Here is a 20,875-nt window from a genome sequence, read left to right as displayed (position 1 = left end):
CACTCAAATCACCCTTCAGTGGTAACTGCGCTCGATCATTGTTGCTTAAAATTACGAACATGTGTTCGATTAGTTTGGGGTATTATGGAGGGGTGTCCGAGACCTTCCTTCCCGAGTTGCCGCAAGAACTGTGGCGCGCTGGCAAGCTGGAGCTTGCCCATGGCGTGCAGCAGTCCTTGCGGGTGATTCGGATGGCTACCGCCGGGTTGGGGCAATATCTGGCGGAGGTCGAGTCTCGGGGCGTCAAAGGCTTGTACGGGTATGGGTCGACGGCCGCCTGGTTCGCCGATGTGGCGGGACTGTCGCGTGGTGAGGCTCAGCCTGTGGTGAATCGGGCGCTGGCGTTGAATCCGACCCGAGCGTTGGATGGGACCGAGGTTTCGCCTGTCGCGCCCGCGACCGCGGCTGTCGCCGCTGAAGGTTTGGTCGGGGACGAGCGGATCGATCAGATCCTGGAGTTCTTGAAGAAGCTCCCGGCCGACACCTCAACTGAGGACCGCGTCAATGCCGAGAAGATCCTCGCGACTCTCGTCCGCGAGGCTGGTCCCCGGCAGCTGGCGAAGGCTGAAGCGAATCTGCTCGGGTTGCTGGACCCCGACGGCAACGAACCCAAAGACCCGGAGCCCAAAGAGCCGCGCCGGGAGATCACGCTGGAGCGGCGGAAGGACGGGTTCTGGAAGCTGACCGGCCTCCTCGACGACGAGACCGGCGCCCGCACCCACGCCGCACTCGAGGCCTACGCCCAGCCACGCCCGGTCGACGAATTCGGCCAAGCCGACCTGCGGATGAAGTGCGAACGCCTCGGAGACGCGTGGGCCGACATCCTCGACCTGGCGATCGCCTGCCCAGACCAGCCCGGCACCAGCGGCTACCGGACGTTGGTGCACGTCACCATCGGACTCGACGAACTCAAAACCGGCCTCGGCACCGCGTGCCTCGACTTCGTCGGGACGATGACCGCGCGCGAAGCCAGGTTGGCCGCCTGCGACTGTCTCATGCTGCCCGTGGTGATGAGCGCCGCCGGGGAGCCCCTCGATGTGGGGCGGCTGCGGCGGTTCGTCACACCAGGCCAACGCCGTGCCCTCAACATCCGCGACGGAGGCTGCGCCTTCCCCGGCTGCCACCGGAAACCCAAAAACTGCCACGCCCACCACATTCACCACTGGGCAGACGGAGGACCCACCGATCTCCGGAATCTGGTGCTGCTGTGCGGTTTCCACCACCGCCTGATCCATCACGGCGATTGGGAAGTCCGCATGGCGGCCGATGGTTTACCGGAGTTCATCCCGCCTCAATACCGGGATCCGCTCCGACATCCCCGCCGTAACACCCTGCATCACGTCTGAGCCCCGAGGAGCCCCGCCAGCCATACCGGCGACGGGCCCTCGGCATGCCCGCAGGCTGGTTGCACTGGCTCAAGCCCGCGTGACCGGACCGATCACGCATGACCGTGTGGATTTCGGGTCATCCAACGCCCCAAGATCCACACGGTCCCGCATAACAAGCCCGGTCGCGCCGCGGCCGCGCCCCGCCGACCAGAACTCCGTCGCGAGGTCGTTCGCGCACTTGTTGTCCTTGAATCAGGTACGCCAGATGCCCGCCTTGGTCGACGGTCACCATCCTGGCGGTCACCGAAAGCTTCACGGACGAAAGCACGGCAAAGGAGGGGCCGGCGCCCCGTACTCTCCTACTCGGTGGTCTGACGTTCGACGACCTCGCTGGCGCCCCGTTTCGAGAAGGCGGCCCAGAGGTTGAATCCGACGATGCCGACGCACACCGCGGCCCATAGCCACAGGAAGCCGCTGTCCCGCCCCAGCCCTTTCGCGAAAACGAACACGAGCATCGCCACCCCGACCAGCGCACCGAAGACGGCGAAGGGTTTGGACGGTTTCACTTTGTATGACGCCACTGCCCGACTCCTTGATCAGCTGTTGAGGTGAGGCCGTGATGCCCCGGCTTCCGGGCGGCGAAACCGGTCCGGCGGTACTCACCGGGATGTTGCGCCGAACGCACTAATCGGTACTGGGCCGAAAGATCCACGCGCCCGCTTTGACCGGTCCGTCCAGGACATCCCGATCAGCCTCGCCCTCGCCGTGGTGTCGATGCTCCGACCGGGCGCGAGCCACGGTGCCCGGAACGCGTTGCGTACGGCATCCCGGGCACTCCTGATTGCCCGTTGAGGCAACGTGCACGCGGTCGATTTCGGGGCTCGTTAAGCTGACCACGTCGACGAGATGATCTTGGATAGTGCTGTTGGGAGATTTGGTGAGCAACCCGCTGGTCGCGCCGGTGAAGGATTCGACGACGGCGGTGTCCGGCGTGCCGTTGCTGGAGGGCGCGCTCGATCTGAAGTCGGCGATCGAGAGTGGCGACTGGGCGTCGGTGGCGATGGGCGCGGTGGGCACCGCGCTGGACGCGCTGACAGCGGTGATGGACCCGATCGGCGCGGTCTTCGCGGCCGGGGTCGGCTGGTTGATCGAGCACGTGGGCCCGCTGAAGGAGGCCCTCAACGCTCTCACCGGCAACGCGGACGAGATCGCGGCACAGGCGGAGACCTGGACGAATATCGCCAACGAGCTCGGGACCGTTTCGGTCGAGCTGGTGGATCTGGTCGACAAGGATCTCGGCAGCTGGCAAGGGGAAGCGGCCGACGCGTACCGCAAGCAGGCGCAGAACACCTCGACGCTGATCCAGAGCGCGCAGAAGGGCAGCGAGGGCGCGGGCAGCGGAGTGAAGACGGCGGGTGAGGTCGTCGCCGCGGTCCGGACGCTGGTCCGGGACATCATCGCCGAACTCATCGGACACCTGATCTCCTGGGCGCTGCAGGTGGTGTTCACGCTCGGCATCGGGATGACGTGGGTGGTGCCGCAGGTGGTGGCGGCGGTGGCGAAGACCGCCTCGAAGATCGCCGGGCTCACCACGAAGCTGGTGAAGGCGCTCAAGGCGCTGATGCCGCTGCTGAAGAAGGCAGGGGACCTGTTCGACGACGCGGCCAAGGCGTTGAAGAACCTCAAGGGCGGGACGGTCAAGTCGTCCGGCAAGCCCAAGGACATCAACAACACGGGTGGCGACCGGAACAGGGGCAATCCGGACGGCGACGACGGTTCCACCCATTCCTCGAGTGCCGGCGGCGGCAACAACAGAAGCGGTGGTGAGGGCAACACCAACCCCAACTCCGCCGGCTCCCAGGACAGGAACCAGGACGGCGGCGGGAACCAGCAAAGCGGTGGCGGGCAAAGTGATCAGGGTGGCGGATCCCGGGGCGGTCAGGGGGGCACCCAGCCGCAGGGAATCCGTGGCCAAGGCGAAAACAACCGTTCGATCAACTCCGAGCGCTGCGTGACCGACCCGATCGCCGTCTCGACGGGGCAGATGGTCATGGAAGAGGTGGACGCCACCCTCCTCGGGGTCCTGCCCCTGGTGTTCCAGCGGACGCATTTCTCCGGCTACCGCGCGGGGCTCTTCCTCGGCGGCGGCTGGATGTCCACTGTGGACCAGCGGATCGAAGCCGACGAGGACGGCGTCAGCTTCGCCGCCGAGGACGGCACCTTGCAGCGTTACCCACTGCCGGACGAGGAAACCTGGGTGGTCGCCGAACGCGGTCCGCGACGCCCGCTGAAGCGCGCGCCGGACGGCGGGTACCTCGTCGAGGACCACGAAAACGCTCGGCTGCTCTATTTCGCGCCGGGGACGGGCCGGGCGCTGTTGACTTCGGTGACCGACCGCCATGGCAACGCCTTCCAGGTCGTGCGCGCGGCGGACGGCAGCCCGCTGGAGATCCGGCACACCGCCGGGCACCGCGTTCGCTTCGAGACCAGCGGCGGACTCGTCACCGCGCTGTTCGCGGTCGCCGGCGACGGCGAGGTCGAGCTGGTCCGCTACGGATACTCCGGCCGGAACCTCATTTCGGTGACCAATCCGTCAGGCCAGGCGATGCGGTACGACTACGACGGCGCGGGGCGCATCGTGGGCTGGACCGACCGGAATGGCGAGTGGTATCGCTACCACTACGACCACGCCGGTCGCGTGGTGCGCACCGAAGGCTCAGGCGGATTCATGACCAGTACGCTCGAGTACGACGTGAACAACCGCGTCAACCGCGTCACCCGGTACACCGACGCGCTCGGCCACACCTCCGAGTTCCGCTTCAACGAAGCCGGGCAGCTGGTCCGTGAGATCGACCCGCTCGGGCGGACGACGCTCTCGGAATGGGATGCCCGCGACAACCTGCTGAGCTCGACGGATCCGTTGGGCCGCACCACTCGCTACCGCTACGACGAGCTCGGCAACCTGGTCGCCGAAATCCGTCCGGACGGGGTCGAACGCGTCTGGGAACGTGATGCGCGGGGCCGGGCCGTGGCGGTGCACGACGCGCCCGGTGTCGTGACGCGCCACGAGTTCGACGAGCGGGGAAACGTCACCGCGGTCATGGCCCCGGACGGCTCGGTCACCCGGTACCGCTACGACGAGCAGGGCGTCCTCGTGGCGAGGACCGACGCGACGGGCGCCACGATCACCGTGGTCAACGACACGGCCGGGCTGCCGGTCGCGGTGACCGACGCGCGAGGCGGGGTCACCCGATTCGAACGGGACGTGTGCGGGCGCGTCGTCGCGGTCGTCGACCCCGCCGGCGGCGTGGAGCGCTCCGTTTACACCGTGGACGGAAGGCTCGCCTGGCGCCAGGATCCCGACGGAAGCCAGGAGCGGTGGGTCGTCGACGGCGAGGGCAACAACCGGACGCACACCAGCGCGATCGGCGGGGTCACCCGCTACGACTATGTCGGCTTCGATCTGATCGCGGCGCAGACCCTCCCGGACGGCAGCCGGATCTCGTTCACCTACGACGCCGAGTTGCGGGTGGACACGGTGACCAACGAGCTGGGCCAGGTGTGGCGTTACGAACGGGACGCGGCAGGCAACCTGGTGCGGGAAACGGATTTCACCGGGGGCGTGACGACCTTCGCCTACGACGCGGCGGGGCAGCTCGTGGAACGCGTCCAGCCGGACGGGCAGCACACGACGTTCCGCTACGACCTGGCCGGGAACCTCGTCGAACAGGTCACCGACGGGCGTACCACCAGGTTCGAGATCGGTGTCACCGGGCAACTGTTGTCGATCGACGACGGCACTACCCGGGTGAGCTATGAGCGGGACGTGCTGGGCAGAGTCCTCGCCGAGACGGTCAACGGCCGCACGGTGCGTTCCGTCTACGACGCCGAGGGCCGCCGGGTTCGCCGGATCACCCCGTCCGGTGCGGAAAGCTCCTGGGAGTACGACGCCGCCGGGCTGCCGGTCGCCGCTCGGCTCGCCGGCCGGGATCTGCGGTTCACCCATGACGCCGCGGGCCGGGAGGTCCTCCGCACCCTCGGCACCGGTGCCGTTCTGCGGCAGACCTGGACCGCGAATTCGCGTTTGGCGTCCCAGGCGATCACCGATCATGCGAATGTCCCCCGCCAGCAGCGCTCCTACGGCTACCGGGCCGACGGGGAGCTGGTCGCGCTGTCGGACCAGGCCGCGGGCCCTCGCGAGTTCGGTCTCGACCCGCTGGGCCGGATCACCGAAGTGCGGTCGCCGTGGGGTTCCGAGTCCTATCGCTACGACCCCGCGGGGAACATCACCGACGCGTCGTGGCCGACGCCCGAGACGGATCTCGTGGGCAAGCGGACTTTCGTGGGCCCGCTCCTCACCGCCGCCGGCGGGACACGCTACGGCCACGACCGGCGGGGGCGGGTCGTGCTCCGGGAACGCACGATGCCCGGTGGCGCGAAGCTGACCTGGCGGTTCACCTGGGCCGACGACGACCGGCTCGTCGCGGTCGCGGTGCCCGACGGCAGCAGCTGGCGCTACACCTACGACGCGCTGGGCCGCCGCGTCGCCAAGGAACATCTGGCCGTCGACGGCAGGACGACGCTCGAACGCGTCGATTTCACCTGGGATGGACAGGTGCTGGCCGAGGAGGTGCGGTACACGCCCGAAGGCGTGCAGGCCACGGTGTGGGACTACGAGCCCGACGACTTCCGTCCGGTCGCGCAACGGAGCCGGGTGGCCCGGCCGGGGCAGGACTGGGTGGACACCCGGTTCCACGCCATCGTCGCCGATCTGGCGGGCAGTCCCGCGGAGTTCGTCGATGACCACGGCCGGATCACCGGATGCGAGCGGACGAACGTGTACGGCGCGCCAGCCGGGGCGGGTCCCACGGTGGTGACTCCCCTGCGTTTCCCCGGACAGTACTTCGACGCCGAGACCGGGTTGCACTACAACGCCCAGCGGTACTACGACCCGGTGACCGCGCGCTATCTCAGCCTCGACCCGATCGGCCTGACGGCGGATCCCAATCCCTACGCCTACGTGGACAACCCGTTCGGGCAGATCGATCCGCTGGGCCTGGCCCCGAGCTGCGGTGGCAAGCCCAAGCTGACGATCAACACGAACGTCGGGCCGAACCCGATGATGCAGTCGCCGAACGGTGGCAAGTACAGCCAATCCCCGGGCGGTGCCTGGTACAAGCAAGCGGGACCGGCGGGGAAGTACAAAAACAAGACGAACCGGGTGGCGGCCGGGATGAAGAACCCGGACTGGACGCACAGCAACCTGAAGCCTATGTTCGAGGACGCACTGGTCAACAAGAACCAGATGCCGCCCGGCCTCAAGGGCAAGGCCTACAACGAATGGCTGAAGAACCATGGCCGGTTCCAGACCCTGAACCAGGACGGCACGCCGAACTCGATCGTCCCCAAGGCGCAGGCCATCATGGGACACAACAAGTCGGCGGGCACCTACTTCAGCGAGACCGGTCACACGCTGGACGTTCCGTCGAACAGGCACTACAACTCGCAACGCAGCAGTTACGGCCAGGTCGAGGAATCGAAGACTTCGGCGGGCACCGGCGCACACGAGGACCCGTACCTCGCGCCTCGTCCCGACCGGGGTTCCGGCAAGACCTTCACCGACCCCGCGGCGCCGGGCTACACCGGCGGTCCATGGCCTTCCTATCCCAAGGCGCCCAACGGCCTGCCACCGAGCTCGAATGCCATCGACCCCAAAGACGGCACTCCTCTGCCTCAAGCGCCGACCAGCGAACGGCCGCCGAGGGACTTCCCCCCGGTCCACTCGCCGCCCGGGTCCCCGACGGGACCGCCGGCCAAGCGGCCGAGGCTCTGAGCGCCCGGGTGGTCTCGTTCGGGCCAATCTGAGCCCGAAACGGCCCGGCAACTCCGTGAGGAGTTTCCGGGCCGTCCCGCACAGGAGCCGAGTCGGCGTTACCAGCCGCGCTCGGAAAGGCGGTGCGGCTCGGGGACGTCGTCGACGTTGATCCCGACCATCGCTTCGCCGAGACCGCGCGAAACCTTCGCGATGACGTCCGGGTCGTCGTAGAACGTGGTGGCCTTCACAATCGCCTCGGCGCGCTGCGCCGGGTTGCCGGACTTGAAGATGCCGGAGCCGACGAACACGCCTTCGGCACCGAGCTGCATCATCATCGCGGCGTCGGCCGGGGTCGCGATACCGCCGGCGGTGAACAGCACGACGGGCAGCTTGCCCTTCTCCGCGACCTCCTTGACGAGGTCGTACGGGGCCTGAAGTTCCTTCGCCGCAACGTAAAGCTCGTCCTCGGGCAGCGAGGAAAGGCGACGCAGCTCCGCGCGGATCTTGCGCATGTGCGTGGTCGCGTTCGAGACGTCGCCGGTTCCGGCCTCGCCCTTGGAGCGGATCATCGCCGCGCCCTCGTTGATGCGCCGCAGTGCCTCGCCGAGGTTGGTCGCACCACAGACGAAGGGCACGGTGAAGGCCCACTTGTCGATGTGGTTCTCGTAGTCGGCCGGGGTCAGCACCTCGGACTCGTCGATGTAGTCGACGCCGAGCGACTGAAGCAGCTGGGCCTCGACGAAGTGGCCGATGCGGGCCTTCGCCATGACGGGGATCGAAACGGCCTCGATGATGCCGTCGATCAGGTCCGGGTCACTCATCCGGGCGACGCCGCCCTGCGCGCGGATGTCCGCCGGAACCCGCTCGAGCGCCATCACGGCGACGGCGCCGGCGTCCTCGGCGATCTTCGCCTGTTCGGCGGTGACCACGTCCATGATCACACCGCCCTTGAGCATCTCCGCCATCCCGCGCTTGACCCGGGCGGTGCCGGTGAGCGAGGTGGTGGCCGTGTTCGTGGAGTCGTCAGACACTGCTGGACCTTTCGGAAAGCGCGCGAGGTGGGGGGTGACGCCTCCGAGCGTAGGCCGCTTTTGGACCTCTGAAGCAGGCCAGTTCGCGGCGATTTCAGCAGTCCACTGGGTGATCTGGCCCGCATTTGGTCCTCTGGAGGCGGTAGTTGCGCGTGCAAGGACCGCATCCAGAGGACGAAATGCGAAAGGGGGCCTAGCGAGCCAGGCCTTGGTCGAAGGCGAAGAGGCCATCCGGGTCGTACTTCCGCGCCACCCGGCGCAGGCGCGGCAGGCTTTTGCCGTAGTACGCCTTCGCCCACTCGGGCATCTCCGGGTCGATGTAGTTGACGTACCCGGCCTGCCCGTATTCGCGGCCGAGTTCGTCCCGGACCCGGCCGATCACCTGGCGCGCGTACGCCTCGCCGCCCTCCAGGCTGCGGATGATCTGGACACTGCCCAGCGCGGACCGGTGCGGGAAACACGACTCGCTCGACGGCACCCGCGCGATCGCGCCGCCGTACGCGTCCACGATCGAGTACAGATGAGGATCGCTGCTCAGCAACGTCGCGAGCGCGCCAGGGTCGGGCACCGGATGCGTCAGCATCCTCGAAGTGGCCACATACTCCCCGCGCTGCGCGACCGCGGCGGGGAACGCGGCCTCCTGAGCGAGGGCGCGCATCGAGGCCAGGTGCCCCTGCTCGATCACCTCGCGTTCGGTCGGCTCGGTGCCGACCCGGCGGACCAGATCGTCCAGCAGCGGGTTCACCTGCGCGGCGGTGCCCACGAAACAGCCACCGCAGTTCGCGGCCGTCGCGCCGAGGCCCATCCCGGACCACAGCTCGTCCGGCATCGCGGGCTGCCACTCCTGCCAGGCCGCGACCAGCGCGGCCAGCACCGCCGGCGGGAAGACCAGGTTGAAGTTCGTCAGCGTCCTGGCCGCCGCCGTGCGGAAGGTGAACGACGTGACGATGCCGAAGTTGCCGCCGCCACCGCCGCGCAACGCCCACAGCAGGTCCGGCGCGGTCTCCTCCGACACCAGGCGCGCCTCCCCGTCCGCGCCGACGAAGCGAACGGATTCCACGTTGTCGCAGGTCAGTCCATACTTGCGGGCCAAGACGCCGATCCCGCCGCCGAGGGTCAGCCCGGCGATGCCGACCTGGGGACAACTGCCGGCGGGCAGCGCTCGGCCCGCCGCGGCCAAGGCCTCGTACACCGGGCCGAGCCGGGCTCCCGCCCCGATCGCCGCCCGGCCGCCGGGCAGGGTCTCGACCGCGTTCAGCCGGGAGAGGTCGACGACCAGCCCTTCGTCCACAATGGAATAACCGGCGTAGCTGTGCCCGCCGGAGCGGGCCGCGACCGGAATCCGCTGCCTGGCCGCGAAATCGACGCAGTGCCGCACGTCGTCCTCGTTCGCGCAGACCGCGACACCGGCGGGCAGCCGATGGTCGTAGAGACTGAAGAACCCGAGCCTCTTTTCGTCGTATCCCGGGTCGCCGGGCCGGAACAGCTCCCCCGCCAGCCGGGCGCGCAACCGTGTCCACGGACCACCGCCCCCGGGGGACTCCGCGGGCACCGCCGCCATCACCGGGACCGCCCCCGCCAGCCGCAACACCGTTCGCCTGTCGAGCTCCATCGCTCATCCCCCACCGTCGGATCCGCCTCCGGGTGTCCGCCATCGAGCATAACGGCGCGTCGACATTCGGGGGTTCCCTCGCCGGTCACCTTGCCGCGACGCCCGTCGCGGGTGTGTGATCGAGGACACACCTGTACGCGGCATCGTGTGGTGAGGAGACCGGCATGGCCGACAAACAGAGCAAGAACGGAGACTCCGGGGCCGCCGTCGCTGTGGACGATCCGGCGAAGGTCCGCAACGTCGTCCTGGTCGGCCCGTCGGGATCAGGCAAGACGACACTCGCCGAAGCGCTGCTCGCCGCGTCCGGCACGGTGACCCGGGCGGGCTCGGTCGTCGAGGGCACCACGGTGTGCGACCACGACCCCGCGGCGGTCCGGCAGCAGCGGTCGGTCGGCCTCTCGGTCGCACCGGTGCTGCATCAGGGCCACAAGATCAACCTCATCGACACCCCCGGATACGCCGATTTCGTCGGCGAACTGCGGGCCGGCCTTCGCGCCGCCGACGCGGCGCTGTTCGTGGCCTGCGCGGCGGAAGGCGTCGACGCGGCCACGATCGCGGTCTGGGAGGAATGCGCCGCCGTCGGCATGCCGAGGGCGGTGGTCGTCTCCCGGCTGGACCATCACCGCGCCGACCTCGAAGGCGAGATCGCGGCCTGTCAGGAGGCTTTCGGCGCCGGAGTCCTGCCGCTGTACCTACCCGCGCGTGACGGGCTCGTCGGGCTCATCACGCGCCGCTACTTCGACTATTCGAACGGCTTCCCGCCCGAGGTCGGCGAGCCGGCCGAGGCCGATCTCGCCAGGATGACCGAGGCCCGCAACGAACTGATCGAAGGGGTCATCGCCGAGAGCGAGGACGAGTCCCTGATGGACCGGTACCTCGCCGGCGAGGAGATCGCCGAGGACACGCTGATCGCCGACCTCGAAACAGCCGTCGCCGGCGGGTCCTTCCATCCGGTGATCCCGGTGTGCGCGACGACCGGGGTGGGGCTCGCCGAAATCCTCGACGGGATCGTGCGCGCCTTCCCCTCGCCGCTGGAGCACGTGCCGCCGGAGGTCACCTCCCCCACCGGCGAACCGCACGCCGGGCTCCGGGCCGATCCCGACGGCCCGCTGGCGGCCGAGGTGGTCCGGACCGCTGTCGACTCCTACGTCGGGAGGGTGTCACTGGTGCGGGTGTTCTCCGGGACGCTTCGCCCCGAACGACCGGTGCACGTCTCGGGCCACGGCCTGGCCGAACGAGGGCACGAGGATCACGACGCCGACGAACGGGTCGCGCATCTGTACTCACCGCTCGGGGCGAACCTGCGCGAAGTCCCGTACTGCGTCGCGGGTGACCTGTGCGCGCTCACCAAGGTCGGCTCGGCGGAAACGGGCGACACCGTTTCCTCACCGGACGATCCGCTGATCATGAAGCCGTGGGCGATGCCGGAACCGCTGCTGCCGGTCGCCGTCGTCGCGAAGACGCGCAGCGACGAGGACACCTTGGCGCGCAACCTTTCCCGGCTCGTCGCGGGCGATCCGACGCTCCGGCTGGACCGCAACGCCGAGACCAATCAGCTCGTCCTGTGGTGCATGGGCGAGGCCCATGCCGACGTCGTGCTGTCGCGGCTGCGCGCGGGAGGCGCCGACGTGGACACCGAGCCCGTCCGGATCAGCCTGCGCTCGACCTTCGCCGGACCGGGCCGCGGGCACGGACGGCACGTCAAGCAGTCCGGTGGGCACGGGCAGTTCGCCGTCTGCGACATCGAGGTCCAGCCGCTGCCGAGAGGGTCGGGCTTCGAGTTCGTGGACAAGGTCGTCGGCGGCTCGGTGCCGCACCAGTTCATCCCGAGCGTCGAAAAAGGGGTCCGGGCCCAAGCTCAGCGAGGGATCGTCGACGGCCATCCGCTGATCGACATCCGCGTGACCCTGGTCGACGGGAAGGCGCACAGCGTCGACTCGTCCGACGCCGCGTTCCAGACGGCGGGCGCGCTGGCGCTGAAGGAGGCCGCCGCGGCGGGCAAGATCGCGCTGCTCGAACCGCTCGAAGAGGTGGCGGTGCGGCTTCCGGACGAGCACCTGGGCACCGTGCTGGGCGATCTCTCGTCCCGGCGCGGCCGCGTGCTCGGTACCGAATCGGGTGAAGGCGGCCGCACGGTCATCCGTGCCGAGGTCCCCGCGGTCGAGCTCCTGCGCTACGCCATCGACCTGCGTTCGCTGACTTCGGGCACGGCGACGTTCACCCGCAGGCACGCCCGGTTCGAGCCGATGCCGGAGGGGGCGGTCGCTTACTGAGCCCGCGTTTGGTCCTCTGGATGCGGTAGTTGCGCGCGCAAGTACCGCATCCAGAGGACTAAACGCGGGGTGGCGGGAACTCGAAGCCGCCCGGGCGGCCGTTCCGGTCGGCCAGCAGACCGGCCAGGGTGGCGACGGCGATCTCGGGCGGCGTGCGTGAGCCGATGTTCAGCCCGACCGGTCGATGGACCCGGGCGATCTCGGTGTCGGGAACGTCCAAGGCCTTGAGCGCGGCGACGTGCGGGCCGGCGTGGCGCGGATTGCCGAGTACCCCGACCCACCTGGTCGGGTGACCCAGCACTGCCTTGAGGACGTCACCGAGTTCGGGCCGATCGTGATCGGTGACGACGACGTCGGTGTCGGGCCCGAGGTCCGGCACCGTCGTGAGGGCCGCCAAGCCGTCCTCGACGTCGGTCACCCGTGCGCCGTCCGGCTCGAACAGCACCGCCTTGTAGCCGAGATCCTTGCCGTACCGCAGGAGAAACGACGCCACGGGCGTCGCGAACACCGCCACCAGCAGCCGCTCGCTCATCGGTTCTTCCTCCTACAGTTCGGGTTCGGCGATCTCGAAGTATTCCGGAAGCCGGGCGGTCCCCGCGAGGCCGAAGTACCGGACCTTCCGCCGCCGCCGCAGATGCAGCGTGTCCCGGACGGCGTCGTTGTGCACGCGCCGCGCGATGACGACGCGATGCTCGGCGTCGGTCAGTTCTTCGGCCAGCGGCGCCGGCAGGGCCGTCCGGTCGACGCGCGCCAGCCGCAACGTCAGTTCGCTTTCCTCGCCTTCGCGATCCGGCCTCGGCGCCCGCTCAGCACGCTCGGCCAGCGTGCGCAGTTCCTCGTCGTCCAGGATCGCCGCGGCCGCCCTGGCGACGACGGCGCGCCGTGCGAGGGCCGCGTCGAGCGCCGCCCAGCCCGCGTCCGTGCGGACGTGCAGCCTGTCCAGCCTGTTCGCCGTCGCGAGCAGGAAAAGCCCGCCCAGCACCACGATCGCGGCCACGAGACCGCCGATCCACATCCAGGTCGTCATCGGCTGAACTCACGCTCGCCCGCGCCGACACGCCGGGGATCGGCGGCGATCGCGGTCTCGTAGACCCGCAGCACCTGCGTGGTGACCACGGACCAGTCGAACATCGCGACGCGCTCCCCCGCGGCCGCCGCCAGCGACACCCGTTGGGCCGGGTCACCGAGCAGTTCGCGGAGGCCGTCGGCCAGTGCCGCGGCGTCGCCGGTTTCGGTCAGCATCCCGGCCTTGCCGTCGTCGAGCACCCGCCGGAACGAGTCCAGCCCGCTCGCCAGCACCGGTGTGCCCGCCGCCATCGCCTCGGTGAGGATCATCCCGAAACTCTCGCCGCCCGTGTTCGGCGCGCAGTAGACGTCGACGCTGCGCAGCGCCCGCGCCTTCGTCTCGTCGTCGACCTGGCCGAGCAGGTCGATATGCGGTGCCAGCTCCGGCCCGGCCTCGCGGCGGAGCTGATCGGCGTCGCCACGGCCGACGACCAGCAGCCGCAGCTCCTCGAACTCCGGCAACAGCATCCGCAACGCCTCCAGCAGCACTCCCATTCCCTTGCGGGACTCGGTGTACCGCCCGACGAACCCGACCGTGCCGCCCGCGCGCGGATAGCCGTCCAGCGGGAGCGCGCGGGAGAAGAAGTCGACGTCGACGCCGTTGGGCACCTCGACCGCGTCGCCGCCGGCGTGTTCGACCTGGACCCGGCGGGCCAGCGCCGAAACCGCGATCCGCGCGGTGATCTTCTCCAGCAGCGGCCGCAGCACCGGTTGAAACGCCGCCAGTGTGCGCGAACGCGTCGTCGCGGTGTGGAAGGTCGCCACGATCGGCCCGTCCGCGACCTTCAGCGCCAAGAGGGAAAGACTCGGCGCGGCCGGCTCGTGCAGGTGCAGGACGTCGAAGTCCCCGTCGCGGATCCACCGCCGCACCCGGGCATAGGACACCGGGCCGAACTGCAACCGCGCGACGGAGCCGTTGTACGGGATGCCGAGCGCCTTTCCGGCGGGGACGACGAAATCCGGGACGTCGGAGTCCTCGTCCGCCGGCGCGAGAACGGAGACCTGATGCCCGCGTGCCAGCAACGCCTTCGCCAGATCGATGACGTGGCCCTGCACGCCGCCCGGCACGTCGAACGAGTACGGGCAGACGATCCCGATCTTCATGACCCGCGCCTGAGCCATCGGCTCAACTCGCTTCGCCGAGGGCGGCCTGTTCCCCGGCTTCGAGGTCGGAGAGCCAGAACTTCTGCATCATGTGCCAGTCGGCCGGATGCGCGGCGATGTCACCGGCGAAGATGTCCGCCAGCGCCTGGGTGGCCGCCGGCACCTCGGAGCGGTTCGTCACCCGGATCCGGGGGTGCAGCCTGATCTGCCAGCCGTCCTCGGTGAACCAGCACCCCGCCGGGATCAGCGCGGCGCCGGTGGTGGCGGCCAGCCGGGCAGGCCCGCCCGGCATCCGGGTCTGCTCGCCGAAGAACTTCACCGGTACGCCGGAATTCGTCAGATCCCTGTCCCCCACCAGGCAGATCGCCTTGTTCTCCCGCAGCCGCTTGAGCAGTACGCGCATGGCGGAGCTGTCGCCGGTCAGCGGGACGATCTCGAAGCCGAGTGATTCCCGGTAGGACACGAACCGCTGGTACAGCGATTCCGGTTTCAGCCGCTCCGCGACCGTGGTGAACCCGCCGAGATAATCCGCGAGCCAGACGCCCGCCGCGTCCCAGTTCCCGCTGTGGGGCAGCGCCATCACCGCTCCGTTGCCCTCGGCGAGGGCGGCGTCGAGGTTCTCCACGCCGGTGATCGACTGGGCGACCTTGCGGCTGACCTCCTTGTGGTCCATCGAGGGCAGCCGGAACATCTCGTGCCAATAGCGCGCGTAGGACCGCATCGCGCGGCGGGTCAGCTCGTCGAGTTCGACGCCGTCGGCCTGCGGAACCACCCTGGCGAGATTGCGCCGCAACTGGCGCACCCCGCCGCCGTCCCGCCGGACGGCGAGGTCGGCGCCGAGCCCGAAGGTCACCGCGCCGGCGGACTCCGGCAGCCAGCGCGCGAGCCGCCAGCCCGCCGCGTAGCCGAAGTCGCCGAGCCGCTGGGAGAACCCGCTCATGCCCCGCCCTCCGCGGCGGGTGGCCCGGCCGCCTTGGCGGACCTCGCCGCCTTGGCCACCGCGGCCGTCCGCTGCAGCAGGGTGATGACCGAAAGCACCGCGAGGAGCCAGAGCGAGATGTCCACGGTGTACGGAACGCCAAGACCGTGCAGTCCGGTTCCCACGAGGGCGATGATCAGGCGTTCCGCGCGTTCGACGAGGCCGCCGTCGGCCTCCAGCCCGGACGCCTCGGCGCGGGCCTTGACATAGGAGATGACCTGGGCGAGCACCAGGCAGATCAGCGCGGCGGCCGCGGCCGGACGGTTGTCGTCGTGGACGAAGCACCACCACGCGATCGCGGCGAACAACGCGCCGTCGACCAGTCTGTCGCAGGTCGCGTCGAGGACAGCCCCGAACGCCGTGCCGTACCCGCGGGCGCGGGCCATCGCGCCGTCGAGCAGGTCCAGCATCGCGAAGCCCCAGACGGTGAAGGTGCCCCACAGCAGCATGTCGTTCGGAAAGAACCCGAGCGCGCACAGCACCGCTCCAGCCGTGCCGATGACGGTCATCGCGTTCGGGGTCAGCCCGGCGCGCACGAGCACCTTCCCCATCGGGTCGGTGACGCGGGAAACGGAGGCGCGCGCGAAAATGTTGAGCATCGGTTCTTCAGGTGCACCTAAGCAGCAGGGTCGGGTGGCCGCCCGAAGCCTATCCACCCGCACCGACAGCAGTGACGCGCCCGCCCCCGGACCGGGTTCCGGTCAGTCCGCTTTGGCCAGTTCGGCCGGGTCCTCGAGGTCCGCGAGGGTCTCTTCCCGCAGCGCCAGTTCCGCCTCGGCGGCGGCGCATTTCGGCGACAGCCGCCCCAGGACGGCGGCGCTGATCTCGCCGAGCGCCTTCACCTGTTCGGGGGTCAGCGGGTCGAAGAGGCTCTCGCGGACGGCCTCGACGTGCCCGGGCGCGGCCTCCTCCAGTGCCGCGAAACCCTCGGGGGTGAGCACCGCCCAGGAACCGCGTTTGTCGGTGGGACACGACTCACGGCGCACCCAGCCGTTCGCCTCGAGCCGCGCGACCGCGTGCGAGAGCCTGCTGCGCGACGCCTTGCGCGCGTCGGCCAGTTCGCTCATCCGCAGCCGCCGGCCCGGCGCCTCGGAGAGGGCGACGAGCACTTCGTAGTACGTGTGGGGCATGCCCGCCTCGTGTTGAAGCTGGCCCTCCAGGTGCGCATGCAGCATTCGCGTGGCCGCGGAGAAGTCGCGCCAGACTTTTTGCTCCTCGTCGGAGAGCCATCGGGGTTCGGACATGCCACCCATTCTACCCCTGGTTGAACGCTCAACCAAATTGCGCTACAGTCACGGTTGAGCGCTCAACCAGCTGAGGGTTCACCACAGACGCAAACAGACTTTGGAGATCGACTCTCATGACCACCACCGAGATCCCGGGCTACGTCGCAGGCAAGTGGACGATCGACACCGCCCACTCCGACATCGCCTACACCGTGAAGCACCTCGGCCTGGCCAAGTCCCGGGGCAACTTCACCGCCTTCACCGGTGAGGTCGTCACCGCCGACAACATCCTCGACTCGTCGGTCACCGTCGAGATCGACGCCTCGTCGGTCGCCAGCGGCGTCGACGGACGCGACACGCACCTCAAGTCCGAGGATTTCTTCCACGTCGACGAGCACCCGGTCATCACGTTCCGCTCGACCGGCATCCGCGAGGACGGCGGCGACTACGTCATCGACGGCGAGCTCACCTGGCGCGGCAAGACCGTCCCGGTCTCGCTCGAGGCCGAGTTCAACGGCATCGGCACCAACCCGGCCAACGACAACGCCACCACCCTCGGCGTCTCGGCCACCGCGACCGTGAACCGCCGCGACTTCGGCATCGGCCCGGAGGGCAACGCCTTCCTGTCCGAGAAGGTCAAGATCGACATCGAGCTGCAGGCCGCGCTCAACGCCTGAGCGAGTTCCGGCTTTTTGGTGCCGGGGACCCTCCCGGCGCACGCTATGAAAGGTCCTTTCCTTGCGAAATTTGCAAGGAAAGGACCTTTCATAGCGTGGGCAAGTACGTGAAGGGCCCCTTCATTGCGTCAGGGGGTCGGCGAAGTCGCATAGCTGCTGACATGCGCCACTGCGATGGTGGTGCGGAGGCGTGTCGTGGCGAGGTTCGCAGGAGCGGCTCAGCCGAGACCTGGATTCGGGCGATTTGCGGGGGTCGTGAGTGTTTTGGGTCGTTCTAACGACCTTTACCACTCACGACCCCCAGAATGCGTCCCTTGTGGACTTTGCCGGACCCCTGACCCTCAAGGTAGGCAAGGAGGACTTCACGCCCTCAGGAAAGGCCGGTGCTACCAGGCATCCGCAAGCAGTTGCCGCGTCTCCCCCAGCAACTGCGGCAGCACCTTCGTATGCCCGATCACCGGCATGAAATTCGCGTCGCCGCCCCACCTCGGCACCACGTGCTGGTGCAGATGCGCGGCGATCCCGGCGCCGGCGATCACGCCCTGGTTCATCCCGATGTTGAACCCGTGCGCCGACGAAACCTCCCGGATCACCCGCATCGCGTGCTGGGTGAACTCCGCCACCTCGACGGTCTCTTCCGCCGTCAGATCCGTGTAGTCCGCGACATGGCGGTACGGCACGGCCATCAGGTGACCGGGGTTGTACGGATACAGGTTCAGCACCACGTACACGGTCTTCCCGCGCGCGATGATCAGCGCGTCCTCGTCGTTCTTCTCGGGGAGATGGCAGAACGGGCAGCCCTCGTCGGGTTTCTTGGAACCCTGCACGTAAGCGAGCCGATGCGGGGTCCACAGGCGCTGCAACGCGTCCGGGACCCCCACACCGTCCTGTCCGACGACTTCAGGGCCATCGGGGCCCGTCACCGGAGTACCGCCTCCAAGCCCGCCACGGTCGGCGAAGCGTTCTCGCGGCGCTGGACCCAGCCGGCGATCGCCTCGACCGCGTCGGCCGCCGGGACACCGTTGATCTGGCCGCCGTCGCGGAACCGGAACGACACGGCGCCCGCTTCGACGTCCTTCGCGCCCGCCAGGAGCATGAAGGGCACCTTCTGCGTGGTGTGGGTGCGGATCTTCTTCTGCATCCGGTCGTCGCTCGCGTCGACGTTGACCCGGATCCCCTTGGCCCGCAGTGCCTTCTCGACCCCGCGCAGGTGCTCGACCTGGTCTTCGGTGATCGGGATGCCGACCACCTGGACGGGCGAAAGCCACGCCGGGAACGCGCCCGCGTAGTGCTCGGTCAGCACGCCGAAGAACCGCTCGATCGAACCGAACAGCGCGCGGTGGATCATCACCGGACGCTGACGGCTGCCGTCGCCCGCGGTGTACTCCAGTTCGAACTTCTCGGGCAGCATGAAGTCCAGCTGGATGGTCGACATCTGCCAGGTGCGGCCCAGCGCGTCCTTCGCCTGCACGGAGATCTTCGGCCCGTAGAACGCGGCGCCACCCGGATCGGGCACCAGCTCCAGCCCGGAGTCCACCGCGGCGGTGCGCAACACCTCGGTCGCCTCGGCCCAGACCTCTTCGGAGCCGATGTACTTCTCCTCGTTCCGAGTGGACAGTTCGAGGTAGAAATCATCGAGACCGTAGTCGCGCAACAGGTTCAGCACGAAGTCCAAAAGGGACTTCAGCTCACCGGGGACCTGCTCCAGGGTGCAGAAGATGTGCGCGTCGTCCTGCGTCATGCCGCGCACACGGGTCAGGCCGTGGATCACGCCGGACTTCTCGTAGCGGTACACGGAACCGAACTCGAACATCCGCAGCGGCAGTTCGCGGTAGGAACGCCCACGCGAACGGAAGATCAGGTCGTGGAACGGGCAGTTCATCGGCTTGAGGTAGTAGTCCTGGCCGGGTTTGCGGACCGAACCGTCCTCGTTGTGCTCGGCGTCGAGGTGCATCGCCGGGTACATGCCGTCGCGGTACCAGTCGAGGTGACCGGAGGTCTCGAACAGCGCGCCCTTGGTGATGTGCGGCGAGTAGACGAAGTCGTACCCGGCTTCGACGTGCCGCTGGCGCGAGTAGTTCTCCATCTCCTGCCGGATGATCCCGCCCTTCGGATGGAACACCGGCAGCCCCGAGCCGATCTCGTCGGGGAAGGAGAACAGGTCCAGCTCGACCCCGAGCTTGCGGTGGTCACGCCGTTCGGCCTCGGCCAGGCGCTCCAGGTAGACGTCCTGCGCCTCGGCGGACTCCCACGCGGTGCCGTAGATCCGCTGCAGCTGCGGGTTCTTGTCGTCACCGCGCCAGTACGCGGCGGCGACCCGGGTGAGCTTGAACGCCGGGATGAATTTGGTGGTCGGCACGTGCGGGCCGCGGCAGAGGTCGCTCCACACGCGCTCCTTGGTGCGCGGGTCGAGGTTGTCGTAGATGGTCAGCTCGGCAGAAGGATCACTGTCGACCTCCATCACCTCGGAGGTGTCCACTGCGTCCACATCGGACTTGATGTCGACCAGTTCGAGTTTGAACGGCTCGTCGGCCAGTTCCTTCTTGGCCTCGTCGACCGAGTCGAAGACGCGGCGGGAGAACTGCTGCGCGCCCTTCACGATCTGCTTCATCCGCTTTTCGAGCGCCTGCAGGTCTTCCGGGGTGAACGGGGTGTCGACGGCGAAGTCGTAGTAGAAACCGTCCTTGACCGGCGGTCCGATGCCGAGCTTGGCCTGCGGGAACTGCTGCTGCACGGCCTGGGCGAGCACGTGGGCGGCCGAGTGACGGATGACGCTGCGGCCGTCTTCGGTGTTCGCCGCGACGGCTTCGACCTCGACCTCGGTTTCCGGGGCCCACGAGAGATCACGGAGGTTGCCCTCGGCGTCGCGCACGACGACGATCGTGTCCGGTCCCTTGGTCGGCAGCCCGGCCTCGCGGACCGCGGTGCCCGCCGTAGTGCCCGCCGGTACCACCACGCGCGAGGCGGTTACGGCTGCTACTGACGACGGCTGGGACACGATGGACTCCTCGCGATGAAGGCGGATGTTTCGTGTGATGTTAGTCGTCACCCACCGCGCGGCTCACGCGCATTACCCCAAGCACCGCGAAGGCCTCCTTCCCATCGGAAGAAGGCCTTCGCGTATCGAGGGACGAGGTCAGGCGGTCTCGACGACCTCGTCGAAGTCCAGCCGCGGCAGGCGGTCGAACCAGGGGTTGTCGCCCGGCTTGCCGACGTTGATCACGACGAGGGACTTCCACGGCTTGCCCGCGAAGAACTCCTTGTCGATGCCCTCGGCGTCGAAGCCGGTCATCGGGCCGGCGGCCAGCCCGGCGGCCCGGACACCGATGATGAAGTAGCCGACCTGCAGCAGCGCGTTGAGCTTGGCGGTCTCGACCCGGCCCGCCTCGTCGGCGAACAGGTCCTTGGCGCCCGGGAAGTGCGGGAACGTCCGCGGCAGGTTCTCGTGGAACTCGGTGTCGGCGGCCAGCACGACGGTCACGGGCGCGGCCTCGGTCTTGGCGCGGTTGCCCTCGGACATCAGCGGCGCGAGGCGCTTCTTGCCCTCTTCGGTGCGGATCACCAGCGCGCGCAGCGGCTGGTTGTTCATCGACGTCGGGGCCCACTTGACCAGTTCGTAGATGGCGCGGATCTGCTCGTCGGTCACCGGCTCGTCGCTGAAGTTGTTCGCGGTGCGGGCCTCGCGGAACAACAGGTCCTGAACGTCCTGCGGGAGGTTCAAGGCTTCGGTCGGCTCAACGCTGGTGGTCATGGGTGGCTCTTCCT

16 protein-coding genes are annotated in these 20,875 nt (G+C 68.7%); 4 read left to right on the top strand and 12 right to left on the bottom strand.

Features of this window, described 5'->3' with window-relative positions; all coding sequences use genetic code 11:
• Positions 1–92: 92 nt before the first annotated feature.
• The gene (locus ACLJQ7_RS37130; protein WP_410652847.1) at positions 93–1,346 is read left to right on the top strand and encodes a DUF222 domain-containing protein; all 1,254 of its coding nucleotides are present in this window, start codon (positions 93–95) and stop codon (positions 1,344–1,346) included.
• Positions 1,347–1,687: 341 nt separating this feature from the next.
• On the opposite strand, the gene ACLJQ7_RS37125 is transcribed toward ACLJQ7_RS37130, so the two are convergent.
• Entirely contained in the window at positions 1,688–1,909 is a 222-nt protein-coding gene (locus tag ACLJQ7_RS37125) for a hypothetical protein (RefSeq protein ID WP_410652846.1), read from the bottom strand.
• 356 nt (positions 1,910–2,265) lie between these two features.
• Here ACLJQ7_RS37125 and ACLJQ7_RS37120 point away from each other — a divergent pair, with 356 nt between their 5' ends.
• A complete protein-coding gene (locus tag ACLJQ7_RS37120) occupies positions 2,266–7,161 on the top strand; it encodes an RHS repeat-associated core domain-containing protein (RefSeq protein ID WP_410652845.1) in 4,896 nt (1,631 codons plus the stop codon).
• A gap of 98 nt (positions 7,162–7,259) precedes the next feature.
• Here the strand turns inward: ACLJQ7_RS37120 and pdxS are convergent, their stop codons facing one another.
• Positions 7,260–8,174 carry a pyridoxal 5'-phosphate synthase lyase subunit PdxS gene (gene pdxS / locus ACLJQ7_RS37115; protein ID WP_034307818.1) on the bottom strand — a complete coding sequence of 305 codons (915 nt, stop codon included), beginning with the start codon at positions 8,172–8,174 and terminating at the stop codon, positions 7,260–7,262.
• A 193-nt stretch (positions 8,175–8,367) separates the two neighbouring features.
• Complete coding sequence (locus ACLJQ7_RS37110) at positions 8,368–9,786, bottom strand: FAD-binding oxidoreductase (protein ID WP_410652844.1); 1,419 nt, start codon at positions 9,784–9,786, stop codon at positions 8,368–8,370.
• A gap of 164 nt (positions 9,787–9,950) precedes the next feature.
• Between ACLJQ7_RS37110 and ACLJQ7_RS37105 the strand changes: the two genes are divergently transcribed.
• Complete coding sequence (locus ACLJQ7_RS37105) at positions 9,951–12,059, top strand: elongation factor G-like protein EF-G2 (protein ID WP_410652843.1); 2,109 nt, start codon at positions 9,951–9,953, stop codon at positions 12,057–12,059.
• 58 nt (positions 12,060–12,117) lie between these two features.
• Here the strand turns inward: ACLJQ7_RS37105 and ACLJQ7_RS37100 are convergent, their stop codons facing one another.
• The 6 genes from ACLJQ7_RS37100 to ACLJQ7_RS37075 all read right to left on the bottom strand — a co-directional run bounded on the left by ACLJQ7_RS37100 (position 12,118) and on the right by ACLJQ7_RS37075 (position 16,451).
• Positions 12,118–12,591, bottom strand: coding sequence for an XdhC family protein (locus tag ACLJQ7_RS37100; RefSeq protein WP_410652842.1), 474 nt, complete (start codon positions 12,589–12,591; stop codon positions 12,118–12,120).
• 12 nt (positions 12,592–12,603) lie between these two features.
• Positions 12,604–13,086 carry an NUDIX hydrolase gene (locus tag ACLJQ7_RS37095; RefSeq protein WP_410652841.1) on the bottom strand — a complete coding sequence of 161 codons (483 nt, stop codon included), beginning with the start codon at positions 13,084–13,086 and terminating at the stop codon, positions 12,604–12,606.
• Positions 13,083–14,228 (bottom strand): glycosyltransferase family 4 protein, encoded by a 1,146-nt coding sequence (locus ACLJQ7_RS37090; RefSeq protein WP_410652840.1) that lies wholly within the window; start codon positions 14,226–14,228, stop codon positions 13,083–13,085. Before ACLJQ7_RS37090 ends, ACLJQ7_RS37095 begins: the two co-directional genes overlap by 4 nt.
• Before the next feature lie 22 nt (positions 14,229–14,250).
• On the bottom strand, positions 14,251–15,168 hold the full coding sequence (locus tag ACLJQ7_RS37085) for a phosphatidylinositol mannoside acyltransferase (RefSeq protein ID WP_410652839.1): 918 nt from the start codon (positions 15,166–15,168) through the stop codon (positions 14,251–14,253).
• Positions 15,165–15,806: a phosphatidylinositol phosphate synthase gene (pgsA, locus tag ACLJQ7_RS37080; protein ID WP_410652838.1), complete on the bottom strand. Its 642-nt coding sequence runs from the start codon at positions 15,804–15,806 to the stop codon at positions 15,165–15,167. The genes ACLJQ7_RS37085 and pgsA overlap by 4 nt, the downstream gene beginning before the upstream one ends.
• Positions 15,807–15,908: 102 nt before the next feature.
• Complete coding sequence (locus ACLJQ7_RS37075) at positions 15,909–16,451, bottom strand: MarR family winged helix-turn-helix transcriptional regulator (RefSeq protein WP_410652837.1); 543 nt, start codon at positions 16,449–16,451, stop codon at positions 15,909–15,911.
• A gap of 116 nt (positions 16,452–16,567) precedes the next feature.
• On the opposite strand from ACLJQ7_RS37075, the gene ACLJQ7_RS37070 reads away from it, so the two are divergent.
• Complete coding sequence (locus tag ACLJQ7_RS37070) at positions 16,568–17,110, top strand: YceI family protein (protein WP_034307837.1); 543 nt, start codon at positions 16,568–16,570, stop codon at positions 17,108–17,110.
• Positions 17,111–17,496: 386 nt separating this feature from the next.
• Here ACLJQ7_RS37070 and ACLJQ7_RS37065 read toward each other — a convergent pair whose 3' ends face one another.
• From ACLJQ7_RS37065 to ACLJQ7_RS37055, 3 genes are all read right to left on the bottom strand, one after another.
• A complete protein-coding gene (locus ACLJQ7_RS37065) occupies positions 17,497–18,033 on the bottom strand; it encodes an HIT family protein (RefSeq protein WP_219151431.1) in 537 nt (178 codons plus the stop codon).
• Complete coding sequence (thrS, locus tag ACLJQ7_RS37060; protein ID WP_410652836.1) at positions 18,030–20,108, bottom strand: threonine--tRNA ligase; 2,079 nt, start codon at positions 20,106–20,108, stop codon at positions 18,030–18,032. Before thrS ends, ACLJQ7_RS37065 begins: the two co-directional genes overlap by 4 nt.
• A gap of 138 nt (positions 20,109–20,246) precedes the next feature.
• Positions 20,247–20,861 carry a malonic semialdehyde reductase gene (locus ACLJQ7_RS37055; protein ID WP_410652835.1) on the bottom strand — a complete coding sequence of 205 codons (615 nt, stop codon included), beginning with the start codon at positions 20,859–20,861 and terminating at the stop codon, positions 20,247–20,249.
• Positions 20,862–20,875: the final 14 nt, after the last annotated feature.

Source organism: Amycolatopsis sp. cmx-4-54, assembly GCF_046548895.1.
GTDB lineage: Bacteria > Actinomycetota > Actinomycetes > Mycobacteriales > Pseudonocardiaceae > Amycolatopsis.
The sequence above is the reverse complement of the archived record's forward strand: the minus strand, read 5'-3'. Positions and strand labels throughout refer to the sequence as shown.